Here is an 18,221-nt window from a genome sequence, read left to right as displayed (position 1 = left end):
CGAAGCCCTCGGGAGGGACTTGTCGGGACGTACGAAGACGGTGGCGGCGACCTCGGGGTCGCCGGCGGTCGGCGGCGTCCTCAGCTGTCGTAGTCGACGGCGAGCGACGCGGAGACGGGGTAGGTCTGGCAGGTCAGCACGTAGCCCTCGGCCACCTCGGCCGGCTCCAGGGCGAAGTTTCGGCGCATGTCCGCCTCGCCGTCGGTCACCAGGGCGCGGCAGGTGCCGCAGACCCCGCCCTTGCAGGCGAAGGGCAGGTCGGCGCGGACCCGCTGGGCACCGTCCAGGATGGACCGCTCGCGGGACAGGACGGCCCGGGTGGATCGTCCGTCGAGCGTGAGGGTGACGTGACTGACCGGGCCGTCGGGGGCGGTGTCCCGGTGGTGGACGGTGCGGGCGGGGTCATCGTCGGCGTGGAACAGCTCCTGGTGGACCCGGTCCGCCGGCACGCCGAGATCGGAGAGGACCCCTCGCGCGTCGCGGACCATGCCGTGCGGGCCGCACAACCACCAGTGGTCGGCGCCGGCCGGCTCGATCAGGGCGGCGAGGAGGGCGGCGAGCCGCTCGGCGTCCAGGCGCCCCGACAGCAGCTCGGCCTCGCGGGGCTCGCGGGAGAGCACGTGGGCCAGCCGAAGGCGGTCCGGGTACAGGTCCTTGAGGTCGGCGAGGTCGTCGGCGAACATCACGGTGTCGCTGCGCCGGTTGCCGTAGAACAGGCTCACCCGCGATATCCGGTCGGCGGCCAGCACCGACGCGGCGATCGACAACATCGGGGTGATCCCGGAGCCGGCCGCGATCAGGACGTGGTGGCCGGGCGCGGTCAGGTCCGGGGTGAAGGTGCCCGTGGGTCCCATCGCCTCCACGGTGTCGCCGGGGCGCAGGTCGTTGACCAGCCAGGAGGAGAACAGTCCGTTCGGGACCACCCGCACACCGATCCTGGGCGGGGCGCCGACGGGGGCGCAGATCGAGTACGAGCGCCGTTCGTCCCGGCCCTCGATCTCGCGGCGCAGGGTCAGCGACTGGCCGGGGGCGAAGGCGAACTCGGCGGCGAGCCGCTCGGGGATCTCGAAGGCGACGGCGGCGGCGTCCGCGCACAGCGGCTCGACGGCGGCGACGCGCAGGGTGTGGAAGGCCGGCCGGCGGCGGGCGCGGGCGGCCCCGGCGGCGGGCCCGGGCACGGACCGGGGCGGCGTGCCGGGCGGGGCCGTCGGGGCGTCGGACGGGGCCATCAGATCTCCTTGAGGTACTCGAAGGGCTCGCGGCAGCGGCGGCAGCGCCACAGCGCCTTGCAGGCGGTGCCGGCGAAGCGGGAGGTCTCCTCGGTCTCCGCGGATCCGCACCGCGGGCACGGTACGACGGGCCGGGTCGCGGACAGGACCAGCGGCACCGGCCCGGCGGCCGCCCGCGGGGCCGGTCCGGGTGGGGCGATGCCGTGTTCGGCCAGCACGCGCCGGCCTTCGGGGGTGATCCGGTCGCTGGTCCACGGCGGGTCGAGGCGGGTCCGGATCCGCACCTCGGGGAAGCCCGCCGCGTACAGCCTGCGGGCCATGTCGGCGCGCATCTCGGCGATCGCCGGGCAGCCCGAGTAGGTGGGCGTGAGGGTCGCAGTCACCGTGCCGTGGGCGTCGACCTCGACGCCGCGCAGCACACCGAGGTCGGCGAGGGTGAGCATGGGCAGCTCCGGGTCGGGCACCTGCTCGGCGATCCGCCTGGCCCGGACGCCGTCGAGGTGGGCGTCGGTGCGCAGGTCGGTGCGGGGCGCGGTCACCAGGTCGCCGCCGGATCGGCCCGGGCCACGCACTGCAACTCGGCCAGCAGCGCGGCCAGATGCTCGGTGTGGTGCCCGTCGCGGCCGCCGCCGGTGCCCGATGCGGGCTCGGTTGCGGGGCCGGACTCGGTCGCGGGACGGGGCTCGGGCTCGGTTGCGGGCCCGGGTACGGACTCGGTTGCGGGCCCGGGCTCGGACTCGGTTGCGGGCCCGGCTTCCGGTTCGGGTTCCGGCTTCGGGAGCTCCAGTCCGGCCGCGTCCACGACCTGGCCGAGCACCGCGATCACCTCGTCTCGCACCGACCCGGGATCCACGCCGAAGTCCGCTCGGACAGCCAGGAGTTCGCCCAGGTGGGGAGCCACCTCGGCCAAACCGTCCCGCATCCGCCGGTGCGACTCCGCGGTGCCGTCGCCCAGCCGCACCACCCACTCCGCGGCGTACAGCCGGTGGTAGGCGAGTTCCTTCACGCCCTTGGCTGCGATCGCCGCCAGCATCGGGTCGGCCGCCTCGGTCAACCGCTCGAACAGTGCCAGCCGCCAGGCGGCGAAGACCAGGAGTCGGGCGATGGAGAAGGCGAAGTCGCCGTTGGGCAGTTCGGCCAGCCGCACGTTGCGGAACTCCGAGGCGTCGCGGAAGTACGCGTACGCGTCCTCGCCGCGCCCGGTGCCGTCGGCCTGTCCGGCGCGGGCGTACAACAGCCGGGCCTGGCCGAGCAGGTCCAGGCCGATGTTGGCCAGCGCGACCTCCTCCTCCAGCTCGGGGGCGCGCGTGCACCATTGGGCCAGTCGCTGCGCGGCGATCAGCGCATCGTCGGCCAACGCCAGGCAGCAGCGGGCAAGTTCCGCGCCGTCCACCCCGTCGGGCACGGTGGTGTCGGCGCCGTGGAGGGGGTCCTCGAACCCGGTGCCGAAGGCCCATTGGCCGTCGCCCTCGGGGTGTCCCTCGGCCAGGGACAGGTAGACGTGGTCGTCGTTCATGACCGCTCCCGGCGGCTAGATGTGCGGGACATCGGCGGGGATGTCGTAGAACGTGGGGTGGCGGTAGACCTTGTCGCCGCTGGGCGCGAAGAAGGGGTCCTTCTCGTCCGGCGTCGACGCGGTGATCCGGTCCGAGCGCACCACCCAGATGCTCACGCCCTCGTTCCGCCGCGTGTACAGGTCGCGGGCGTGGGTGAGCGCCATCCGCTCGTCCGCCGCGTGCAGGGAGCCCACGTGGACGTGGTTCAGCCCGCGCTTGCCGCGCACGAAGACCTCGTACAGCGGCCACGCGGCCCTCGTCGCACGCTCGTCGTCGGTCATGCCGTCGCTCCTTCCCGGGCGCGGGCGGCCTGCTTGGCCGCGTACGCGCTCGCCGCCTCGCGCACCCAGGCGCCGTCCTCGTGGGCCGCGCGGCGACGCGCGACACGTTCGGTGTTGCACGGTCCGTCGCCGCTGATCACCCGTTGCAGCTCGGCCCAGTCGGGGGTGCCGAAGTCGTGCCGGCCGCGCCGCTCGTTCCAGCGCAGTTCGGGGTCGGGCAGTGTGACGCCGAGCTTGGCCGCCTGCGGCACGGTCATGTCCACGAAGCGCTGCCGCAGCTCGTCGTTGGTGTGCCGCTTGATCTTCCAGGCCATCGACCGCTCCGAGTTGGGCGAGTCGCCGTCGGGCGGGCCGAACATCATCAGCGACGGCCACCACCACCGGTCGACCGCGCCCTGCACCATGGCCCGTTGGGCGTCGGTGCCGCGCGTCATCGTCAGCAGCAGTTCGTAGCCCTGCCGCTGGTGGAAGGACTCCTCCTTGCAGACCCGCACCATCGCCCGGGCGTAGGGCCCGAACGAACTGCGGCACAGCGGCACTTGGTTGCAGATCGCGGCACCGTCGACGAACCAGCCGATCACGCCGACGTCGGCGAAGGTGGGCGTGGGGTAGTTGAAGATCGAGGAGTACTTCTGCCGGCCCTCGATCAACCGTTCGGTCAGGTCGGTGCGATCCGCGCCCAGCGTCTCGGCCGCCGAGTACAGGTACAGGCCGTGTCCGGCCTCGTCCTGCACCTTGGCGAACAGGATGGCCTTGCGGCGCAGCGACGGGGCCCGGGTGATCCACTCCCCTTCCGGCTGCATGCCGATGATCTCGGAGTGCGCGTGCTGGGCGATCTGGCGGATCAGTGTTCGGCGGTAGCCGTCCGGCATCCAGTCGCGGGGTTCGATCCGCTGGTCGCGGGCGATGGTGTCGTCGAAGAGCTCGTGCAGTCGCGCCTCGGCGAGGATCTCCTCGGCCGAATCCGCCCGCGGCGTCGGGTCGTTGCTCATTCCCACGGATAGAACCCCTGTCCGGTCTTGCGGCCCAGCTCGCCCCGGGCGACCTTGTCGCGCAGCAGTCGCGGCGGGGCGAAGCGTTCGCCGAGCGTGGCGTGCAGGTGGTCGGCGATGGCCAGGCGCACGTCGAGGCCGACCAGGTCGGTCAGGCGCAGCGGTCCCATCGGATGCTTGTAGCCCAGGGTCATCGCGTCGTCGATGGCCTGCGGGTCGGCGACGCCCTCCTCGACCATGCGGATCGCCTCCAGGCCCAGTGCCACGCCGAGCCGGCTGCTGGCGAAGCCCGGGGAGTCCCGGACGACGACGTCCTGCTTGCCGAGGGCCCGGGTCCAGTCCAGCGCGGCGCGCAGGGTCTGTTCGCCGGTCGCCGGTGCGACGACGAGTTCGATCAGCGCCGAGGCGGGCACGGGGTTGAAGAAGTGCATGCCGAGGAACCGGCTCGGGTCGGTCAGGACGGAGCCGAGTTCGGCGATCGACAGCGAACTGGTGTTGCTGGCCAGCACGGTTCGCGCCGCCACGACGCGTTCGGCCGCGGCCAGCAGTTCGGCCTTGAGGGCGGCGTCCTCGAAGACGGCCTCGACCACGAGGTCGGCGTCGGCGGGCAGGTCGTGGACCGAGGCCGCGGTGGCGATCCTGGCGAGTACCCGGTCGGCGGGCTCCGCGAGCCTGCCGCGTTCGGCGGCGCGGGCGAGGCCGCCGGCGATCCGGTCCAGGGCGGCGGCGGCCGCGTGCGCGTCGCCCTCGACCACGGTGACGAACGAGCCGGCGGCGGCGAAGGACTGCGCGATGCCGGCGCCCATCCGGCCGCCGCCGATCACGCCGACGACGGGGGGTGCGTTGGTCATGGCGTACTCCTTTCCTGTTCCGAGGGCTTCCGGGTCGAAGCCGGCTGTTTCGGGGCGGGCAGTTGCGGGGCGGGCCGTTCCGGGGCCGGCCGTTCCCGGGTCCCCGGCCCCGGGTGGTTTCTCGCCAGGAACCGGGTCATGCGTTCCTGCTTGTCCTGCCCCTCGAACAGCACGGCCTGCGCGAGGTCGTCGACGGCCGGGTGGCCGCCGGGCGCGTCGACGACGAGCTTGGTCAGGCGCAACGCGACCGCCGAGGAGCGGGCCATCCGGTCGAGCAGCGCGTGCGCGGCGTCGAGCAGCGTCGCGGCCGGTACCACGTCGATGACGAGTCCGGCCGCCAGCGCCGCCGGGGCGTCCAGGTTCCGGCCGGCCAACAGCACCTGCTTGGCGAGGGATTCGCCGATCAGCTCCGGCAGCCGCCAACAGGCGCCGGCCGCCGCGAGGATGCCGAGGGCCGGCTCCGGGTTGCCGAAGACCGCGTCCGGCCCCGCGATCCGGATGTCGCACGCGTAGGCCAACTCGGCGCCGCCACCCAGGGCCCAGCCGTCGACGGCGGCGACCGTGGGCATCGGCAGCCGGCGCACCCGCTCGAACAGGCGGCTGTTGATGCCGCGCAGCGCCTGGTCGCGGCCGCGGCGCAGCAGCTCGGCGATGTCCGCGCCGCCGGCGAAGACGCCGCCGTGGCCGGTGAGCAGCAGCAGCCGCGGGTCCCGCTCCAGCAGGTCGCAGACGTCGTGCAGCTCGGTGATCATCCGGGCGTCGATCGCGTTGCGGGCCTCGGGGCGGTGCAGGGCGACCACGACCCTGTCCGGGCGTTCCTCCACGAGGAGGGTCTCGTAGGGCCCGGTCATACCCGTTCCACCAGCATCGCGACGCCCTGCCCGACGCCCACGCACAAGGTGGCGAGGCCGCGGCGGGCCCGGGCGCGTTCGAGGCGCCCGAGAAGGGTGAGCAGGATGCGGGCGCCGGAGCAGCCCAGCGGGTGGCCGAGCGCGAGGGCGCCGCCATCGGCGTTGACGCGCTCCTCGTCGAGCTTGAGCCGGCGGATCACCGCCAACGCCTGGGCGGCGAATGCCTCGTTCAGCTCGACGGCGTCCAGGTCGTCGCGCTGCCAACCGGCCCTGGCGAGGGCCTTGTCGGTGGCCGGTATCGGGCCCAGGCCCATCAGGTTGGGCTGTACGCCGGCCGAGGCGGACGCCACGATGCGGGCGCGCGGGACGAGGCCGTGCCGCACGACGGCCACCTCGCTCGCCACCACCAGGGCGGCGGCGCCGTCGGACAGCGGGGAGGCGGAGCCGGCGGTGACGATGCCGTCGGGGCGAAAGAGCGGGCGCAGGGTGCCGAGTCGATCCAGGGTCGTGCCGCGGCGCGGCCCCTCGTCGTGCTCGAATCGGCCGGTGGCGGTGGGCACCGGGACGATCTCGCGGTCGAAGTGGCCGGCGTCTCGGGCCGCGAGCGCGCGCTGGTGGCTGCGCAGCGCGTAGGCGTCGGATTCGGCGCGGGTGATGCCGTCCAGGGCGGCGACCTCCTCCGCGGTCTCCCCCATCGACAGGGTCGTCTTGGCGGTCCACGGCCCGGCGTCCGCCGGCACGGCGAGGTCCGCGCAGGCGAAGCGCGGATTGGTGAACCGCCAGCCGAGCGAGGTGTCGTGCATTTCGCCGGGCTTGGCCCAGGGAGTGCCGGGCTTGGCCATGACCCAGGGCGCGCGGGTCATCGACTCCACGCCGCCGGCGACGACCAGGTCGGCCTCGCCGGCGCGGATCGCCTGGGCGGCGGAGGCGACCGCGGTCAGTCCCGAGGCGCAGAGCCGGTTGACGGTGTAGCCGGGCACGGTGTGCGGAAGTCCGGCCAGCAGGGCGGCCATTCGGGCCACGTCGCGGTTGTCCTCGCCGGCCTGGTTGGCCGCGCCGAGGATCACTTCGTCGACCGCCCCTTCGGGGATGCCGGCGCGGCGCACCGCCTCGGCCACGACCAGGGCGGCCAGGTCGTCGGGGCGTACCCCGGCCAGCGCGCCGCCGTAGCGGCCCTGCGGGGTGCGGGCTCCGTCGATCAGATAGACCTCAGACATCGCCGCCCTCCGCGACCCGGGCGGGCCGGCGCGACTGGAGGGTGGCGAAGCGGCCGGTGACGAACGCGGGGTCGGACAGGGTGGCGCTCGCGGCCGGGTTGGCGGCGCTGCCGTGGAAGTCGCTGAACGCGGCCGACTGGTTGACGAAGACGCCGCCGGTGAGGTTCTCCGACAGGTGCACGCCCACCTCCAGGGCGACCTGCTCGGCGGCGGCCAGGACGTCCTCGTCCGTGGAGTGCACGGTGGCGGTCAGCGCGCCGTGCGCGCGGACGGACTCGCGCAGGATCCGCAGGCTGTGGGCGGTGGAGTCGGTGCCGATGACGAAGGAGACGGGGCCGAACCACTCGCGGGTGTAGGTCCCCCGGTCGGCCTCGGCGTCGAGGCGCACCACCAGGGGCGTGCGGACCACCGCGTCGGGGTGTTCGGGCAGCGCGATCGCCGTCGACGCGTGCACGATGCGGCCCACGGTCGCGGCCTGCTCCAGGCGCTCGCGCACGCCGTCGTTGACGATCGCGCCCAGGGTGCCGGCCGCGCGGGCCGGGTCGCCGAGCAGCTTGTCCAGCGCGCCGGCCAGGTCGGCGGCGAACTCCTCGGCGGTCCTGGGGCCTTGGTCGGTGTCGATGCCGGTGTGCGGGATCAGCAGGTTCTGCGGGGTGGTGCACATCTGGCCGCTGTACAGGGACAGCGAGAAGGCCAGGTTGCGCAGCAGGCCCTTGTAGTCGTCGGTGGAGTCGAGCACGACCGCGTTCAGGCCGGCCTTCTCGGTGTAGACGACGGCTTGGCGGGCGTTGGCCTCCAGCCAGTCGCCGAACTCGGTCGAGCCGGTGAAGTCGATGATGCGCACCTCGGAACGGACCGCCAGGAGCGCCGCGTTGCGGTCGGTCGGCTGTTCGGCGGCCAGGATCACCAGGTTCGGGTCGAAGCCCGCCTCGGCCAGCACTTCGCGGGCGATCCGCACGCTGATCGCCAGCGGCAGGACGGCTCCGGGGTGCGGCTTGACGATCACCGGGTTCCCGGTGACCAGGCTCGCGAACAGGCCCGGGTAGCTGTTCCAGGTCGGGAAGGTGTTGCAGGCGATCAGCAGGGCCAGGCCGCGTCCGACGGGGGTGAACTTCTTGTCCAGGGCCAGGGGTTCGCCCTTGCGCTGGGGCTTGCTCCAGCGGGCGGCGGCCGGGTGGCGCTTCTGCTCGGCCCAGGCGTAGGCGACGGCCTCCAGGCCCCGCTCCTGGGCGTGCGGGCCGCCCGCCTGGAAGGCCATCACGAAGGCCTGGCCGGTGGTGTGCTGCACCGCGTGCGCGATCTCGAAGCTCGCGGCGTTGATCCGGGCCAGGATCTCGGCGGCGACGCCGGCGCGGACGTCGGGGCCGGCGGCCCGCCAGGGGCCGATGCCGTCGGTGGCGGCGGCCACCGCCTCGTCCGGCGTGACGCGGGGATAGGTGACGCCCAATTCGAAGCCGTAGGGGGAGACTTCGGTGGCCGGTACGGTACCGACGCCGGGGTGGCCGGTCGGTTCGAAGGGCTTTCCGAGCTGTTCGCGGAACGCGGCCTCGCCCTGCTTGGGGGCGTCCTCGCCGTACACCGAGGTGCTGGGCGATTCCGGATACGGCGACCAGTACTCGCGGTTCGCGGTGCCGGCCACCGCTCGATCGAGCAACTCGCGGTGGCGTGCGAAGAAGTCGGGCTCCGCGGGGGTGTGCTGCGGCATGTGCTTCACCTCGTGGCAGGAAGGGCGGGCGGTCGGCGGTCGGCGGTGGTTCGGGGGAATGCGGTGGGGATGGGCCGGGTACGCCCGTTCACGCGTCGGCCAACAGGGTCGTGGGGCGCTCGACGCAGTCGGCCACGTAGCGCAGGAAGCCGCCGGCCACGCCGCCGTCGCAGACGCGGTGGTCGAAGCTCAGCGAGAGCTGGGTGACCTTGCGGACGGTGAGTTCGCCGTCGACGACCCAGGGCTTGTCGATGATCCGGCCGACTCCGAGGAGGGCGGCTTCGGGGTGGTTGATGATCGGGGTGGAGCCGTCCACGCCGAACACGCCGTAGTTGTTGAGGGTGAACGTCCCGCCGGTCAGCGCCTCGGGCGGCAGGTTGCCCGCGCGGGCCAGTGCGGTCAGCCGAGCCAGCTCCGCCGCGATCCGCGCGGTCGTCATGCGGTGTGCGTCGCGGACGACCGGAACCACCAGGCCGCGCTCGGTCTGCGCGGCGAAGCCCAGGTTCACGTGCGAGAAGCGGAGGATCTCGTCGTGCTCGGTGTCGACGGTGGAGTTGAGTTCCGGGAAGCGCCGCAGCCCCGCGACGCAGATCCGGGCCAGCAGCGCGAGCAGGCCGATGGCGTGCCCCGGATCGGCGGCCCGCAGCACGTCCTTCGCGTTCAGCAGGGCGGTCGCGTCCACGTCGACCCAGGTGGTGGCGTCCGGGATCTCGGTACGGCTGCGGGCCAGCTTGCGGGCCACCGCGCGGCGCAGGCCCCGCAGCGGTATGCGCTCCACCGGGTCGGCGGCGGCCGCCGGCTCGGCCACGGCGGACGAATCCGCGCGGTCGGCCCGGGCGATGGCCTGTTCCACGTCCTGACGTCGGATCACCCCACCGGCTCCGCCGGCCGGCACCCGGGAGACGTCGAGGCCGTGGTCGCGCGCCAGCTTCCGGACCAGCGGCGAGATCACCAGGTGGGCCGCGAGTCGGTCCGGCCGAGGGGCCGGAACGGCCTCGAACTCGACTATGGGAGGCGGGACTTCGTGTCGGTCGGTCGCCACGGCGCGGCGCCGGCGCCGGGAGGGGGGCGCGTGGCCGGTCCCGTAGCCGATCAGCACGTTGCCCGAGCCGGCCTGTTCCTCCTCGCGGTAGCGCTCCGCGGCCGAGACCGGGTCCGCCGCCGCCTGGACCGAGATGAGCGGCTCACCCACCGCGAGTGCCGCGCCGGCCTCGGCGTGCAGTCGCAGCACGGTGCCCGCGTACGGCACCGGCACCTCGACCGCGGCCTTGGCGGTCTCGACCTCCACCACGATGTGGTCGACCGTGACCGTGTCGCCGACCGCGACCTTCCATTCGATGATCTCGGCCTCGGTCAACCCCTCGCCGAGGTCGGGCAGGCGGAAGACCTGCGCCCGGCACGTGGCGCTCGTTTCGAGCGTGCCGCTGGTCACGCCGCCCCCTTGACCAGGTGCCGAACGTCGGGCACGTCATCGAACTGCAACCGGTCCACCGCGTCGAGGACGCGGTCGACGCCGGGCAGGTGCGCGTGCTCCAGCTTCGGCGGCGGGTAGGGGATGTCGAACCCGGCCACCCGCAGCACCGGCGCGGCCAGCGAGTGGAAGCAGCGCTCCTGGGTCCGGGCGGCGATCTCGGCCCCGACGCCGGCGAAGCCCTGCGCCTCCTGGACCACCACGCAGCGGCCGGTGCGCCGCACCGACGCGGCCACGGTCTCGTCGTCGAAGGGGACGAGCGTGCGCAGGTCGACGACCTCCAGGCTGCGGCCCTCGCGCGCCGCGGCCTCGGCGGCCCGAAGCGCCACCGGTACGGACGGGCCGTACGCCACGAGCGTGGCGTCCCGGCCCGCGCGCCGCACGACCGCCTGCCCGAAGGGCTTCGCGTGGCGCGTGGTGAGGTCGATGTCCTCCTTCGCCCAATAGAGCTTCTTGGGCTCCAGGAAGACCACCGGGTCGGGGTCCTCGATCGCGTCGCGCAGCAACCAGTAGGCGTCCTCGGCCGTCGCGGGGGTGACCACCTTCAGGCCGGGCGTGTGCGCGTAGTACGCCTCGCTGGAGTCGCAGTGGTGCTCGACGCCGCCGATCCCGCCCGCGTAGGGGATCCGGATCACCATCGGCACCGACACCCGCCCCCGGGTGCGGTTGCGCAGCTTCGCGACGTGCGAGGCGATCTGCTCGAACGCCGGGTAGGCGAAGGCGTCGAACTGCATCTCCACCACGGGCCTGAAGCCGCCCATCGCCATCCCGACCGCGAGCCCCACGATGCCGGCCTCCGCGAGCGGGGTGTCGAAGCAGCGTTGCTCGCCGAAGTCCCGGGTCAGGCCGTCGGTGATCCGGAAGACGCCGCCGAGGGGGCCGACGTCCTCGCCGAAGACCAGCACCCGTTCGTCCGCGCCCAACGCGTCGCGCAGCGCGGTGTTCAGCGCCTGTGCCATCGTCACGGTGGCCATGTCAGTCCTCCTGGGCAGTCGACTCGGCCGCGAGCAGCGCGCGTTGCTCGCGCAGCTGCGGAGTGGGTTCGGCGAAGACGTGGTCGAACAGCTCCAGCGGATCCACCGCGCCGTCGGTGTTCATCCGGGTCCGCAGGTCCGCGGCGAAGGCCTCGGCGACCGCCCGGTCGGCCTCGACGTCCCGGTCGGTGAGCACCCCCCGCGCGCGCAGGTAGGTCTCCAGACGGTCCAGGGGGTCCGCCGAGCGCCACTCCTCCACCTCGGCGGCGTCCCGGTAGCGGGTCGCGTCGTCGGCGTTGGTGTGTGCGTCCATCCGGTAGGTGTGCGCCTCCACCAGGACCGGCCCGTGTCCGCCGCGCGCGTGCTCGACGGCCGCGGTCAGCACGGACAGCACGGCCACCAGGTCGTTGCCGTCCACCTGTTCGGAGCGCACGCCGTACCCGACGCCCTTGTACGCCAGGGCCGGCGCCGCGCTCTGCCGGGCCAGCGGCACCGAGATGGCGTACTTGTTGTTCTGCACGAAGAACACCACCGGCGCCTCGAACACCGCCGCGAAGTTGAGCGCCTCGTGGAAGTCGCCCTCGCTCGTCCCGCCGTCACCGATGAAGGCCATCGCCACGCCGTCCTCGCCCTTGCGCCGCATCGCCTCGGCCATGCCGGTGGCGTGCAGGACCTGGGTGGCCAGCGGCGTGCACTGCGGCGCCACCCGGACGGCCATCGGGTCGTAGCCGCAATGCCAGTCACCGCGCAGCAGCGTCAGCACCTCGACGGGGTCGACGCCGCGCGCGACCAAGGCGACCGAGTCGCGGTAGGTCGGGAAGAGCCAGTCCTGCGCCCGCAGCGCGAGCACCCCGGCGATCTGGCAGGCATCCTGACCGCGGCTGGAGGGGTACACCGCGAGCCGGCCCTGCTTGGTGAGCGCCGTGGCCTGGGTGTCGAACCGGCGCCCCAGGACCATCAATCGGTGGGCCTCGCGCAGCAGTTCGTCGGCCGGTGCGACGTATCCGGCCGGCGGCTTCACGGCGGTACCGTCCTCGGCCACGAAGCGCACCGGCGCGAGCGAGGGAAGGAAACTCTGCACCGCTTGGCGCAGGATCTTCACGGACATCGACGACGCTCGCTTTCGTTGGACGTTTGACAGATGAATCGTCCATCCAGCAGCACATCTGTTCAAGGACTTACGAAATCACGCGATAGAGTGCCGATTCTCATGTGATTGGGGAGCCATATGTCATCTGAAGAGTCGTCAGAAAGCTCCGAGCCCGGACGTTTGGCCGGCCCGCTCGACAAGACCGACCGCGCGATCATCGCGGAGCTGTTGAAGGACGGTCGGATCTCGATCCGGGCACTGGCCGAACAGATCCACATCTCGCGGGCCAACGCGTACACCCGGATCGGCCGGATGGTGGCCGACGAGACGATCACCGGCTTCACCGCCCGGCTGAACCCGACCCGCGTGGGACTGGGCACCAGCGCCTACGTCACCGTGACCATCCAGCAGAACGCCTGGCGCGCGGTCAGCGAGAGCCTGAGGAAGGTCCCCTACATCGAGCACTTCGCCCTGGTCGGCGGCGACTACGACGTCCTGGCGCTGGTCCGCACCCCCGACAACACCGCGCTGCGCGAGGTCGTCCTGGAACAGATCCAGAGCATCCCGAACGTCCGCTCCACCCGCACCTGGCTGGTCTTCGAGGAGGCCCAGGGGCACGGCGCCGACTGGGACGACCAGGACGCGCCCGGTCGATCGTAGGAACACGATCGACCGGGCGCGCCGGCCGCCTAGAGCTTGATCCACTCGCCGGCGGTGGTCACGTCGTCGAGGATGTCGGCGATCGGCTCGACGCCCAGGCCGGGGCCGGTGGGGACGTCGAGGTGGCCGTCGGCGAGTTCGAACGGGGTGGTGATGTCGGTGGCGAAGTAGCGGCGCGAGGCGGACGTGTCACCGGGGAGGGTGAAGCCCGGGAGCGCGGCCAGGGCGACGTTGGCGGCCCGGCCCAGGCCGGTCTCCAGCATGCCGCCGCACCAGACGGGGACGCCGTGGGCCACGCACAGATCGTGGATGGCCTTGGCCTCCAGGTAGCCGCCGACCCGGCCGGGCTTGACGTTGATGATCGAGGCGGCGCCCAGGGTGATCGCGGCGGCGGCGTCCTCGACCGACTCGATCGACTCGTCCAGGCAGATCGGCGTGCTCATCAGCTTCGCCAGCGCCGCGTGCTGGATCAGGTCGTCGTCCGCCAACGGCTGCTCGATCAACAGCAGGTCGAACGCGTCCAGCTTGGCGAGCTGCCGCGCGTCCGCGAGCGTGTACGCCGCGTTCGCGTCCACCTGGAGCAGCACGTCGTCGCCGAAGCGCTCGCGCACCGCCCGCACCGGCGCCAGGTCCCAGCCCGGCTGGATCTTCAGCTTGATCCGCACGTACCCCTCGCCGATGAACCCCTCGACCGCGTCCAGGAGTTCGGGGATCGAGTCCATGATCCCCACCGACACCCCGCACGGCACCCGCTCGCGCGAGGCACCGAGGTAGGACCCGAACGACTCGCCCCTCGCCCGCAGTTGTGCGTCCAGGACCGCCGTCTCCAACGCCGCCTTGGCCATCTTGTGGCCCTTGAACGGCTTCAGCGCCCGCTTGACCGCGATCGCGTCGGCCCCTTCCGGTAGGGCCGGGATCAGGAAGCGGCGTAGCACGTCGGCGGCGCCGTCCACGTACTCGGAGTTGTACAGCGGCTCGGTCATCGCGACGCACTCGCCCCAGCCCTCGGCCTCCGGGGTGACCACGCGCACCAGCAGGACATCGCGCGCGGTCTCGACGCCGAAGGAGGTGCGGAACGGCGCGCGGAGCGGCATGGCGATCCGACGCAGTTCGATTCCGGTGATTTTCACGATTATTGGACTCCTGACGGGTTCGGGTTCACGCGCTGGTGCCGCGCGCGACGACGTAGCTGGTCTTGTTGTGGAAGCCGGTGACGTGGGCGCCGTCGGCGAGTAGGCCGCCGAGCACCTCGCGCAGCGCCAGCCGCCAGGCCTTCGCGGCGCCGGGATCGGTGCGGCGCAGCGCCTCGATGTCCGCGGGGACGTCGACGAGCAGGGTGTCGCCGTCGGTGCGGCCGAGCACGGGCAGGCTGTCGCGCTCGTACAGGGCGTGCCGGGCGTCGGCCGGCACGGGCACGGGGATCGGGGTCGAGCGGGCCGCCGCCACCACGTGCGGGTCGTTCAGGTCCCAGGCGACGAGCACGCGGTCGGTGTCGTCGCCGCCGTTGATCGCGTCGTCCATGGTGCCGTAGAACGTCTGCAGGTACTCCGCCGGGCGCCCGCCGAGTTTGGCCAGGTTGAAGTAGGCGTTGCGGCGGATCAGCGGGTCGTAGGTCCAGGTGATCCGGGTCAGGCCGCGCGCCAGGGCCCATTCGCGCTGGTGCAGCTTGAGGGCGAAGCCCCCGGCGTGGCCGGGCAGGGCGCCGGTGACGTGCGAGTGCATGGACTCGCCCACGGGAGAGCCGAAGAACGCGGCGGTGGCGGCCACGAGCCGGCCCTGCCGGTAGGCCCCGGCGATGTAGTTCCCGGCGTGCGAAAGCGCGCGCATCAACTCGACGGTGATCGGCTCGCTGCCCGGAGCGGCTCCCCAGATCTCGCCGAACAGGGCGAATACGGACTGGAGTTCGTCGAGTTCGTGCAGCTCGCGGATGGTGAGGTCGCTCATCGCGGCCGTCCCAGTTCGGCGCCGAACAGGCGCCGCACGTTGCCGCCCAGGATCGCGAGGATGTCGCTCTCGCCGAACCCGCGCTTGACCAACGCCTGGGTCAGCGCCGGGAGTTCGGCCGGTCCGTCCAGACCGGGCAGGGTCGTGCCGCTGTCCAGGCCGGTCAGCGCGTCGACGCCCTCGCAGCACGGCGGGACGATGTCGGCGAGCACCTCGCGCAGGAAGTCCGGGCCGATGCCGACGTGGTCGATGCCCGCCACGCCGACGATGTGCTCGATGTGGTCGACGATCCCGTCGATGGTCTGCTTCTCCCGCTCGGTGGAGAGGAAGTCGGGCACGAAGTTGACGCAGACGACCCCGCCCGTACCGGCGACGCCGCGGAGCTGGTCGTCCGTCAGGTTCCGGTGGTGGTCGCACAGCGCCCGGGCCGCCGAGTGGGACGCGAGCAGGGGGCGGGTCGCGATCTCCAGGACGTGCGCCACGCCGCCGGCGCCGAGGTGGGAGATGTCGAAGACGATGCCGAGACGTTCCATCTCGTGCAGGGCCCGGACGCCGGCGTGGGTGAGCCGGCTGCCGGTGGCGTCCTCGCCGCTGCCGTCGCCGAGCGGGGAGCGGCCCCAGTGCGCGATCGAGGCGACGCGGACCCCGAGCCGGTACAGGGTGCGGAACAGTTCCAGGTCGGCGTCCACACCGGGCGCGCTCTCCAGCGCGAGCACGAGCGCGATCCGGCCCTCGGCCAACGCGGCGTCGATGTCGTTGCCGTTCAGGCACAGCCGTACGTGGTCGGGGTTGCCCTCGGCGATCGCGTGCGCGCACTCGACCATGCGCAGCGTCCGGCGCAGCGCGCCCTCGGGCCGGAACTGGTCGTCGACGAACACGGGGAGGACCTGGATGTCCACCCCGCCCGTGCGCAGCTGCGGGAGCCATCGCTCGCGGAAGAAGCTCGCCCAGCGCTCGGGCGGACGCTCGACCACGGCCATCAGCAGATCGTTGTGCGTGTCCGCGACCACGGCGCGGGCGTGGAGTTCAAGGCTCACGTCGAATCCTTCCTTCCAGGTATGCCGGCGACGCTATGGGCACCCCGTGCACGCGGGCTTCGTCCGAAAGACCAACGCCGGCGCGGCTTTCCGTACAAACGCACGAAGGCCGGCGGTCCACCCACCCGAAGCACGGCGATCGGGCGACCAGACGCAAAGAATGAGCATCTCGATAGGCCGATGCGTCAGATATTTGCGTCCTTGGGCCGACAGCTCGCAAAGCCCTTGTTTACGGAGTGCCGACCCTGCTGTCCTGAGCCACACACCCGGTCCCCTGTCGAAGGAAGCGATCGCCGATGTCCACTCCCGCCGTCGAATTCGCGGTGCGACCGTCCACGCGTCCCCTGCCGGCCGAGCAGCGCGACGCCATCCTCGCGGCGCCCGGCTTCGGCCGGTCCTTCACCGACCACATGGTGACGATCAAGTGGACCGCCGAGCACGGCTGGCACGACGCCGAGGTCCGGCCGTACGCGTCGATCCCACTGGACCCGGCGAACATGACGCTGCACTACGGCCAGTCGATCTTCGAAGGGCTCAAGGCGTACCGCCGGCCCGACGGCACCGTCGCGCTGTTCCGCCCCGACGCCAACGCCGCGCGGTTCCGACGCAGCGCGGCCCGGCTGGCGATGCCCGAGCTGCCGGTCGAGCTGTTCGTCGAGGCGTGCGCGCGGCTGGTCCGGCAGGACCTCGCCTGGGTGCCCCAGGGTGGCGAAACCTCCCTGTACCTACGGCCGTTCATGTTCGCCACCGAGGTCGCGCTGGGCGTCAGGCCGGCGTCCGAGTACCTGTTCGTGGTGATCGCCTCCCCGGCCGGCCCGTACTTCACCGGCGGTGTGGAACCGGTGTCGGTGTGGCTCTCGCAAGAGTACGTGCGGGCCGCCCCCGGCGGCACCGGCGAGGCCAAGTGCGCGGGCAACTACGCCGCGTCTCTGTCGGCCCAGGCCGAGGCCGCCCGGCACGGCTGCGACCAGGTGGTGTGGCTGGACGCGACCGAACGGCGGTGGGTGGAGGAGATGGGCGGGATGAACCTGTTCTTCGTGTGGGGTTCGGGCGACGACGCGACCCTGGTCACCCCGGAACTCACCGGGACCCTGCTGCCCGGGATCACCCGCGATTCGCTGCTGCGCCTGGCCGGCGACCTCGGCCACCGGACCGAGGAGCGGCGCGTGTCGGTGGCGGAGTGGCGGGCGAACGCCGCGGACGGGACGCTGTCGGAGGTGTTCGCGTGCGGGACCGCCGCCGTGGTCACCCCGGTCGGCGAGGTGCGGTCGGCCCAGGGGGACTGGACGGTGTCGGGAGGCTCGACGGGCAAGGTCACCATGCGCCTGCGCGAGGCCCTGCTCGACATCCAGACGGGCCGCGCCGCGGACCCGTACGGATGGGTGCACACGGTCGCCTGACGTGCGAAACAGGGTGTGGGCGGCGCGATCCGGGCCCGGCTCGGCGCGCCCGCGGACACGCCCCCACCCACTCCGGCCCGCCCGGACCGGAACCCCCGACCCGTTGATCCCGCGCCCGGTCCTCCCCGGCCGCCCCTGAAGGAGCGCACAGCACATGGAACTCGCAGGAACCGCCGCCATCGTCACCGGAGCGGCCTCCGGGCTCGGCGCCGCCACCGCGGCGCTGCTCGCCGAACGCGGCGCCGTCGTCTACGGATTCGATCTCGGCAAGGCCGTGGCGGCCGCGCCCGAACCGCCCGCGGGCATCACTTTCGTTCCCGCCGATGTCACCAGCGAGACCTCGGTGCGGACCGCCATGTCGCACGTCCGCGCGAGTGGCGCTCCGCTGCGCGTGGCGGTCAACTGCGCGGGGGTCGCCCCCTCCGCCCGGATCCTGGGCCGCAAGGGAGTGCACGCCCTCGACCTGTTCAGGTCCGTCGTCGACGTCAATCTCGTCGGCACCTTCAACGTGCTCCGCCTCGCCGCCGAACTGATCGCCGAGTCCGCCCCCGACGACAACGGCCAACGCGGCGTCGTCGTCAACACCGCGTCGATCGCCGCGTACGAGGGCCAGATCGGCCAGGCCGCCTACGCCGCGTCGAAGGCGGGCATCGTCGGCCTGACCCTCGCCGCCGCCCGCGATCTGGCGCAGTACGGCATCCGGGTCGTCACGATCGCCCCCGGCATCGTGGACACCCCGATGATGGCGAGCTTCACCGACGAGGTGCGCACCGGTCTGGCCGCGGGCGTTCCGTTCCCGGCGCGGCTCGCCCAACCCGCGGAGTACGCCCGGCTGGTCACGATGATCACCGACCACGACTACCTCAACGGCGAGACCATCCGCATGGACGGAGCCCTGCGGATGGCCGCGCGCTGACGTCGGTCCGTGACAGGGTCGGCGCGGTTGGCGCGGGCGGGGCGGGC

18 protein-coding genes are annotated in these 18,221 nt (G+C 72.8%); 3 read left to right on the top strand and 15 right to left on the bottom strand.

Annotated features, from left to right (window positions below):
* Window positions 1-80: 80 nt before the first annotated feature.
* The 12 genes from paaE to pdhA all read right to left on the bottom strand — a co-directional run bounded on the left by paaE (window position 81) and on the right by pdhA (window position 12,235).
* Window positions 81-1,229, bottom strand: coding sequence for a 1,2-phenylacetyl-CoA epoxidase subunit PaaE (gene paaE / locus OG928_RS40160; protein ID WP_331766944.1), 1,149 nt, complete (start codon window positions 1,227-1,229; stop codon window positions 81-83).
* Window positions 1,229-1,768: a 1,2-phenylacetyl-CoA epoxidase subunit PaaD gene (gene paaD / locus OG928_RS40155; protein ID WP_331766943.1), complete on the bottom strand. Its 540-nt coding sequence runs from the start codon at window positions 1,766-1,768 to the stop codon at window positions 1,229-1,231. Before paaD ends, paaE begins: the two co-directional genes overlap by 1 nt.
* Window positions 1,765-2,745 carry a 1,2-phenylacetyl-CoA epoxidase subunit PaaC gene (paaC, locus tag OG928_RS40150; RefSeq protein WP_331766942.1) on the bottom strand — a complete coding sequence of 327 codons (981 nt, stop codon included), beginning with the start codon at window positions 2,743-2,745 and terminating at the stop codon, window positions 1,765-1,767. The genes paaD and paaC overlap by 4 nt, the downstream gene beginning before the upstream one ends.
* Window positions 2,746-2,760: 15 nt before the next feature.
* A complete protein-coding gene (gene paaB, locus OG928_RS40145) occupies window positions 2,761-3,066 on the bottom strand; it encodes a 1,2-phenylacetyl-CoA epoxidase subunit PaaB (protein ID WP_331766941.1) in 306 nt (101 codons plus the stop codon).
* Window positions 3,063-4,058 (bottom strand): 1,2-phenylacetyl-CoA epoxidase subunit PaaA, encoded by a 996-nt coding sequence (gene paaA, locus OG928_RS40140; RefSeq protein ID WP_331766940.1) that lies wholly within the window; start codon window positions 4,056-4,058, stop codon window positions 3,063-3,065. Before paaA ends, paaB begins: the two co-directional genes overlap by 4 nt.
* Window positions 4,055-4,909, bottom strand: coding sequence for a 3-hydroxyacyl-CoA dehydrogenase family protein (locus OG928_RS40135; protein ID WP_331766939.1), 855 nt, complete (start codon window positions 4,907-4,909; stop codon window positions 4,055-4,057). The genes paaA and OG928_RS40135 overlap by 4 nt, the downstream gene beginning before the upstream one ends.
* Complete coding sequence (locus tag OG928_RS40130; protein WP_331766938.1) at window positions 4,906-5,760, bottom strand: enoyl-CoA hydratase/isomerase family protein; 855 nt, start codon at window positions 5,758-5,760, stop codon at window positions 4,906-4,908. The genes OG928_RS40135 and OG928_RS40130 overlap by 4 nt, the downstream gene beginning before the upstream one ends.
* Complete coding sequence (locus OG928_RS40125; protein WP_331766937.1) at window positions 5,757-6,977, bottom strand: thiolase family protein; 1,221 nt, start codon at window positions 6,975-6,977, stop codon at window positions 5,757-5,759. Before OG928_RS40125 ends, OG928_RS40130 begins: the two co-directional genes overlap by 4 nt.
* Complete coding sequence (paaN, locus tag OG928_RS40120) at window positions 6,970-8,682, bottom strand: phenylacetic acid degradation protein PaaN (protein WP_331766936.1); 1,713 nt, start codon at window positions 8,680-8,682, stop codon at window positions 6,970-6,972. Before paaN ends, OG928_RS40125 begins: the two co-directional genes overlap by 8 nt.
* Before the next feature lie 88 nt (window positions 8,683-8,770).
* The gene (locus OG928_RS40115; RefSeq protein ID WP_331766935.1) at window positions 8,771-10,114 is read right to left on the bottom strand and encodes a dihydrolipoamide acetyltransferase family protein; all 1,344 of its coding nucleotides are present in this window, start codon (window positions 10,112-10,114) and stop codon (window positions 8,771-8,773) included.
* Window positions 10,111-11,127 carry an alpha-ketoacid dehydrogenase subunit beta gene (locus OG928_RS40110; protein ID WP_331766934.1) on the bottom strand — a complete coding sequence of 339 codons (1,017 nt, stop codon included), beginning with the start codon at window positions 11,125-11,127 and terminating at the stop codon, window positions 10,111-10,113. The genes OG928_RS40115 and OG928_RS40110 overlap by 4 nt, the downstream gene beginning before the upstream one ends.
* Window position 11,128: 1 nt before the next feature.
* The gene (pdhA, locus tag OG928_RS40105; protein ID WP_331766933.1) at window positions 11,129-12,235 is read right to left on the bottom strand and encodes a pyruvate dehydrogenase (acetyl-transferring) E1 component subunit alpha; all 1,107 of its coding nucleotides are present in this window, start codon (window positions 12,233-12,235) and stop codon (window positions 11,129-11,131) included.
* Window positions 12,236-12,355: 120 nt separating this feature from the next.
* On the opposite strand from pdhA, the gene OG928_RS40100 reads away from it, so the two are divergent.
* Entirely contained in the window at window positions 12,356-12,877 is a 522-nt protein-coding gene (locus OG928_RS40100; RefSeq protein ID WP_331766932.1) for an Lrp/AsnC family transcriptional regulator, read from the top strand.
* 29 nt (window positions 12,878-12,906) lie between these two features.
* Here the strand turns inward: OG928_RS40100 and menC are convergent, their stop codons facing one another.
* From menC to OG928_RS40085, 3 genes are read right to left on the bottom strand one after another with little or no spacing between them, the layout of a single operon-like run.
* Complete coding sequence (menC, locus tag OG928_RS40095) at window positions 12,907-14,007, bottom strand: o-succinylbenzoate synthase (protein WP_331766931.1); 1,101 nt, start codon at window positions 14,005-14,007, stop codon at window positions 12,907-12,909.
* A 28-nt stretch (window positions 14,008-14,035) separates the two neighbouring features.
* Window positions 14,036-14,821 (bottom strand): GNAT family N-acetyltransferase, encoded by a 786-nt coding sequence (locus OG928_RS40090; RefSeq protein WP_331766930.1) that lies wholly within the window; start codon window positions 14,819-14,821, stop codon window positions 14,036-14,038.
* Window positions 14,818-15,858, bottom strand: coding sequence for a membrane dipeptidase (locus OG928_RS40085; protein ID WP_331766929.1), 1,041 nt, complete (start codon window positions 15,856-15,858; stop codon window positions 14,818-14,820). The genes OG928_RS40090 and OG928_RS40085 overlap by 4 nt, the downstream gene beginning before the upstream one ends.
* Before the next feature lie 296 nt (window positions 15,859-16,154).
* Here OG928_RS40085 and OG928_RS40080 point away from each other — a divergent pair, with 296 nt between their 5' ends.
* On the top strand, window positions 16,155-17,258 hold the full coding sequence (locus tag OG928_RS40080) for a branched-chain amino acid aminotransferase (RefSeq protein ID WP_331766928.1): 1,104 nt from the start codon (window positions 16,155-16,157) through the stop codon (window positions 17,256-17,258).
* A 154-nt stretch (window positions 17,259-17,412) separates the two neighbouring features.
* On the top strand, window positions 17,413-18,174 hold the full coding sequence (locus tag OG928_RS40075) for an SDR family NAD(P)-dependent oxidoreductase (RefSeq protein WP_331766927.1): 762 nt from the start codon (window positions 17,413-17,415) through the stop codon (window positions 18,172-18,174).
* Window positions 18,175-18,221: the final 47 nt, after the last annotated feature.

It is taken from the genome of Embleya sp. NBC_00896 (assembly GCF_045207785.1).
Lineage (GTDB): Bacteria > Actinomycetota > Actinomycetes > Streptomycetales > Streptomycetaceae > Embleya.
The sequence above is the reverse complement of the archived record's forward strand: the minus strand, read 5'-3'. Positions and strand labels throughout refer to the sequence as shown.